6 protein-coding genes are annotated in these 6,246 nt (G+C 39.7%); 2 read left to right on the plus strand and 4 right to left on the minus strand.

The features are described 5' to 3' along the window. Window position 1 precedes the first annotated feature (1 nt). Both DSM106972_RS34700 and DSM106972_RS34705 read left to right on the plus strand, forming a co-directional pair. Window positions 2-583 (plus strand): hypothetical protein, encoded by a 582-nt coding sequence (locus DSM106972_RS34700; protein ID WP_127084966.1) that lies wholly within the window; start codon window positions 2-4, stop codon window positions 581-583. A 60-nt stretch (window positions 584-643) separates the two neighbouring features. Then, the gene (locus tag DSM106972_RS34705; protein WP_127084967.1) at window positions 644-916 is read left to right on the plus strand and encodes a hypothetical protein; all 273 of its coding nucleotides are present in this window, start codon (window positions 644-646) and stop codon (window positions 914-916) included. 209 nt (window positions 917-1,125) lie between these two features. Here the strand turns inward: DSM106972_RS34705 and DSM106972_RS34710 are convergent, their stop codons facing one another. From DSM106972_RS34710 to DSM106972_RS34725, 4 genes are all read right to left on the minus strand, one after another. Further along, entirely contained in the window at window positions 1,126-1,584 is a 459-nt protein-coding gene (locus DSM106972_RS34710; protein ID WP_127084968.1) for a nitrate reductase associated protein, read from the minus strand. A 146-nt stretch (window positions 1,585-1,730) separates the two neighbouring features. After that, entirely contained in the window at window positions 1,731-2,189 is a 459-nt protein-coding gene (locus DSM106972_RS34715; RefSeq protein ID WP_127084969.1) for a phosphate-starvation-inducible PsiE family protein, read from the minus strand. A 129-nt stretch (window positions 2,190-2,318) separates the two neighbouring features. Next, window positions 2,319-4,556 carry a molybdopterin oxidoreductase family protein gene (locus DSM106972_RS34720; protein ID WP_127084970.1) on the minus strand — a complete coding sequence of 746 codons (2,238 nt, stop codon included), beginning with the start codon at window positions 4,554-4,556 and terminating at the stop codon, window positions 2,319-2,321. Window positions 4,557-4,627: 71 nt separating this feature from the next. Further along, a complete protein-coding gene (locus DSM106972_RS34725; protein ID WP_127084971.1) occupies window positions 4,628-6,139 on the minus strand; it encodes a NarK family nitrate/nitrite MFS transporter in 1,512 nt (503 codons plus the stop codon). Window positions 6,140-6,246 lie beyond the last annotated feature (107 nt).

Here is a 6,246-nt window from a genome sequence, read left to right on the forward strand (position 1 = left end):
GATGATACCGTTTACTCCTCCACCAGAACCACCAGATTTTGATAAAAAAGTGCGGCAACCAGGAAACGCTTGGTTAGCAAAATATCCAGACCCAAAAAAAGGAACTAAGGATTATTGGTCGCCATTCAAAAGTTATTTAGCTAATGGTTTTAATAATCTTTGTGGCTATAGTGCTATGTACGAACCAGTTGGCACTGTTGAGCATTACCTAAGTCGTGAAAATTATCGCAATTTAGCTTATGAATGGAGCAATTTGCGCTATGCTTCTGCTTGGATTAACAGTTGTAAAGGTACGCTTGATGACCAGGTACTTGACCCTTTTGATTTGGGAGAAGATTGGTTTGAAATTCTGCTTCCTTCTCTACAGTTAGTCTTAACAGATAAAGTCCCTCCGCAACTACGACAAAAAGCACAATTTAGATTGGAACGGTTACATTTACAAGATGATGAAAGAGTTTTGCGTCAGCGTCAGCAATGGTATCAAGTTTATCTTGAAGGCAAAATAACTTTAGAAGGATTAGAACAATTTGCTCCACTAATTGCACGCGCAATTAGAAAACAACAAAATACTTCTGGACAATAACTATACTATAAACGGTTAAAATTATGAGCGGGCGAGTTTGCCACCCCACAAGATTGTAAAATGAGTATTATTACTAATTATTTATATAAATTAATTACGAAGCAAATAGACGATAACGGCATCGTTGTTTGGTACGACCGCGAACTCCACTTCTCTGACATCGTATCAACCCTAAATATTCCTAACACAACTGTTGCTTGTTACTCTAATAGTTTTTTTAAACTGCGCCACGAAATCGAATCTTTAATGGGCGCCACAGAACCGCCTCGTTTACTAATTTATGTACCCCTTGACTCTAGCGAAACCTACAATGCCCTTATAGCGACCCATTAACTGCAGCAATGAAGGCATTAGGCATAAATTAATATGCTCTAAAATCATTCAAAAACTGTCATTAGCTCTCTTTATTAAGGCTAAGAGTACAGGTTTTTATCCCCCCTAGCCCCCCTTAATAAGGGGGGAATAAGAAGGGTTTTTAGTTTTCTTTAATAACGGGGAAAAAGAAGGATTTTTAGCCCCCTTATTAAGGGGGGTTGGGGGGATTAATTATCAATTAATTTAAATTCCTCTAAAGCTTTAGGAAAGTTCTTGTTTTCGTGTCCTGAGCGACTAAGTTTAATTAAAGCAAATCTTTCTAAAGGTGATAATGCTGCCCATTGCGGCGCCATTATATTTACATTATATTCGGTTGCTTTTTCTTGAACGCTTTCGGGTATATTATTTTCATCCATCCACGCTGGGTGTGATTCGATAGGTAGTTCAGAAGGATAACTACCTGTACGTTCGTGTATAAGATTTTGTAAATAAACTCGATAAGTTTCTATTTCTTGCTCATTTGTACAGGGAAGCTCAACTAAAGCTTGACGCTCGGATTGAGTTAAGTGGTTCCAATCAGCTAATTTTAATTTGATTCCACAGGTGTCAAGATTGTATCTTGCTTGCATGGGAATACATCGTAAGGAATCAACGAAATCTGTTTCAAATTCAAAAAATTGTGTCATATGTAAAGGTGGGTTAATGAGCAACAGATGCAACGGATGTTATGGATAGTTGATTTGTTTAAAGGAGGCGCCGAAAAAATTCTTAAAAATTATTATCTATAACAAATTTATCCGTTACATCCGTTACATCCGTTGCCAGTAATGTTTTAATGTCGAGGTTTAGAGTTACTAATGCGGATAATAAAATAACTAATTGCTAAAGATAAAACAGCCAAACCTAAACCGATAATGTCTATGCCTTCAACTTTATCTAAATCAAGAATAATGATTTTTCTGGCTACCGCAATTAAAGATGTTACAATTACTAATTCTACTTGTAATACGTGCTTTTTGAGATAGCCTGTAATATTTTCTAATATTTCTAAGGCAATTAAAACGTTTAAAAACAATCCAAACACTTGAAATAATGTCTTGTAAGAACTACCAGATTTTGGCGAGATTAATTCTCTGAATGTAAAGCTGATTAAATCAGCGATTGCGACTACAATTACAAGCAACATACAGACAGAGAGAACTTTAGCGACAATCACCTCTAGGTTTTCGATGATATGCATAAAGTTTTCGTCTTTGGTTATTTCACGAAATCGTTTAATTAACCCTCTCATCTGCTTTACCCCCTAAAAAATATCTATTGCTTGTATAACAAGAAACACACACACAACAGTACGCTAGAGTTTCCTCTAACGCACTACTGAAGCTCGGTAATAATTTTTTAATTCTGACTTGTTAGCAGCTTAACATTCCGAGGGTTCCAATTGATAGTGAGTAATTGGTAAATTAATTTTTACAAGTGCAAGGCTAACTGCACAGGCTTTTAGCTCTGGTTGTAATGAGTCTGGGCATGATATTGGGTGTGTCATCGCGTTCGCTTCTGCGTTTTCTGCCCATAAGGCGCCCCAATGCATAGGCACAAACACTGTACCCGGAGCTATCGCACGGGTTATTTTGGCTTTAAACCTAGCACTTCCTCGACGCGAACCTACTTCAACATATGAATTTTCAGTAATATTTAAGCTAGAAGCATCACGTGGATGAATTTCAATAAATGGTTCGGGGTGCATTTGTCGAATTTTTTCTATGCGACCAGTTCGCGTTTGTGTGTGCCAATGTCCGTAAAGTCTTCCTGTTGTTAATATAAACGGATAATCTGGGTCGGGTGGTTCTGCTAAACCGCGTGAATAATAGGCGCCAAACTTTGCCCGTCCATCTGGTGTAGCAAAACGTAAGTCTGTATATAATCTTTTTGAGTAACGAGTGCTGAGTGCTGAGTGCTGAGTGTTAGAACGTAACTCAGCACTCAGCACTTTACACTCATCACTATTGTCTGGATAGGGCCACTGTATTGGACTCTGTTTTAATTTTTCGTGGGAAATACCTGTAACATCACAAGGACGTCCTAGAGTTAATTGAGTAAATTCGTTATATACATGGGCGGAGTTGGCGAAAGCAAATTCACCCACGTAACCTAAACGGCGCCCGACTTCTGCAAAAATCTCCCAGTCGGCTTTTGCTTCTCCGGGTGCTGGTCGAAATGATTGACATAAAGTTACGACACGTTCCGAATTTGTCATTACACCAGTTTTTTCACCCCACTGTGCCGCAGGTAAAAGCACATGAGCATAAGCGGCTGTTTCTGTAGGATAATATGCGTCTTGATAAATAGTAAAAGGTGATTTTAATAAAGCTGCTTTTGTACGTTCAATATCTGGCATACTTACTGCTGGGTTCGTAGCGGCAACCCACAATAAGCCAACATCGCCAGTTTCTAAACCTGTTATCATATCCCACGCAGTCAAACCAGGTAATGGTGATATTTTTCCTGGCTTTATTCCCCAAAATTCTTCAACTTCCGCGCGGTGTTGGGGGTTTTTAATTAAGCGATAACCTGGAAGCAAGTGCGATAAACCACCAGCTTCACGTCCTCCCATTGCGTTTGGTTGACCTGTTAAAGAGAAGGGTCCACTCCCTGGTCTACCAATTTGCCCAGTCATTAAGTGCAAGTTAATAATGGTTCGTACCTTTGCCGTACCTTCAGAAGATTGATTTACTCCCATCGACCATAACGACAGCACGTTTTTAGAATCAGCCCAATAGCGTGCAGCGGTTGCTAAATCTTGAATAGTAATACCACAGGTACGCGCGACGACATCAGGGGAATAATGACGAATTACTTCTGCAAAAGCTGGGAAGTTACTTGTACATTCGTCGATAAATCCTGTATCAAGACAACCCCAGCGCATTAATAAATGCGCCATTCCATTCATTAAATCAATATCTGTACCAGGACGAATCGCTAAGTGTAAATCGGCAGCTTCGGCAGTTTGTGTTCGACGTGGGTCAACCACAATCATTTTGACTTTGCGGTTCCTTTTGTGGTATTTGGCTAATCGGTTAAAAGCAATAGGGTGACATTCTGCTGCATTTGTACCAATTAAAAATGCACAGTCGGTTAATTCTAAGTCGTCGTAACAACAGGGTGGACCATCTGAACCAAAGCTTTGAATATACCCAGATACCGCACTGGACATACACAAACGTGAGTTTGCGTCAAAGTTATTGCTTCCTATACACCCTTTCATTAGTTTCTGGGCAACATAGTAATCTTCGGTTTGAAATTGGCCTGAACCGTACATGCATATTGCTTCTGACCCTTGGGTTTGCAGAACTTGTTGAATGCGCTTGGTAATTAAATCAAATGCTTCTTCCCATGTCGCGCGCCGAAATTTCTCATTCAACGAGTTCCGCACCATTGGAAAATGCAATCTATTTTTATCTAATGACTCGGCGATAGTGGCGCCTTTGACACATACCATACCTTGGCTTGATGGATGTGTTTTATCTCCTCGAACTCGCCAAATCGGATTTCCTTCATGATCACGATTTGTTGCTTTTCCATGTTGTGCTGGAGGTGATACTTCAAGTCCACACCCAACACCACAATATGGACATAGAGTTTTGGTTGATTCAGTCATAAAACCTCAATTGCATTGCAGCGTACTACCCTTATTTGCGTGTAGTAAGGTGGGCACTGCCCACCATACAATTACTCTTCTACGAGAACTCCAGAAGTTACTTGTTCAGATTCATTGGTTGCTGGTGATTCTCCTTCGTACTTCTCAGCGAATGAACCTTTTGGTTCTTTGAGGAAGAAACCACACATGAAGGCACAAATTATTGCTGTTATACCCATTGTGCTAAATAGTGTTGATGGGTCAGTTAAGCTGTAGATTGTTAAATAAACCACGCCACCAAAGTTACCATAGGCGCCAACGTTTCCTGCAATTTGTCCTGTTGCTTCTTTCTTAATTAAAGGCACAATTCCATAAGTGGCGCCGCATCCAGCTTGAGCAAAGTAAGCTGCAAACATTGTAGCAGCTATTGCGAGTGGAAGAGGCCAGCTTTTATTGATGAAGTGAATAGTTAAATAACCAATTCCAATACCAACGCTAAGAATAGTCATTGTCCATTTACGTGAGCCAAGTTTATCAGAGATTAAGCCACCGCTAGGACGAGAAACCAAGTTTAAGAAGGGATAAGTTGCAGCTATCATTCCAGCGACTACATGTTCTAAACCAAAAGTCTTTTCAAAGAATGCAGGCAGCATGGAAACAGCAGCTAGTTCTGAACCAAAATTTGTAACGTAGGTAAACTCAAGTAATGCAACTTGACCAAATTGAAAGCGTTGAGAAGGGGAATAAGTTTTTCGACCAGCCAAAAGTTCTGAGTTAACTTGATAAGCTTTGTAAGTTTGGAAAGCGAATAATCCTAAAAGTAGCACCCAAACTATATACATTTGACTTTCGGTCAAAAAATGAATATTTTTCTGTTCTAGGCGCCAAGCGAGAAGACCTAGGGCAAATATTAAACCAAAGTTCGAGACAATCATTGCCCAGAAGCTTTTGACACTTGTTACTTCTAAGGCGCCGTTTTTCTTGGGACGTTTGTAAGCTTTTCCTGGTGGAGTATTTTCAACAGATTTATAATAAATAACGCCATATACAGCAGCAATAATTCCTGTTAGTCCAATTGTCAGGCGCCAGTTAGAACCACCACCACCTAAAAATCCTGTTGCAAGTGCAATTATAGGTAAAGCAAACTCTGCACCAAAGGCGCCGAAATTACCCCAACCGCCATAAACACCTTGGGCAATACCAATATCTTTGGGTGGAAACCATTCAGCTACCATCCGGATACCAACAACGAATCCGGAACCAACAATACCCATTAACAAGCGACTAATTACTAACTCACTAAAGCTATGAGACAGTGCTGTTGCCAAACAAGGAACTGCTGCAAAGATCAACAGCACTGAGTATGTAATTCTTGGACCAAAACGGTCTAAGAGCATACCAATAATAATGCGTGCGGGTATTGTCAGGGCTAGATTACAAATACCCAAAGTTTTAATTTGTTCAGGTAATAAATGTAATTCTTTACCAATTGTGGTAGCAAAAGGAGCAAAATTGAACCAGCACACAAACGTGAGAAAAAATGCAAACCAGGTTTGGTGCAAAATTCGATAGCGACCCTTGAATGTAAATAGTTTCTTGAGCATATTACCCTTTCTCGAACAAAAAATACGTAATACCAATTTAATGTGAAGCTGCAAATAATTAAATCCCCCCCAGCCCCCCTTAATAAGGGGGGAGTAAGAGTAATAAA

It is taken from the genome of Dulcicalothrix desertica PCC 7102 (assembly GCF_003991905.1).
GTDB lineage: Bacteria > Cyanobacteriota > Cyanobacteriia > Cyanobacteriales > Nostocaceae > Dulcicalothrix > Dulcicalothrix desertica.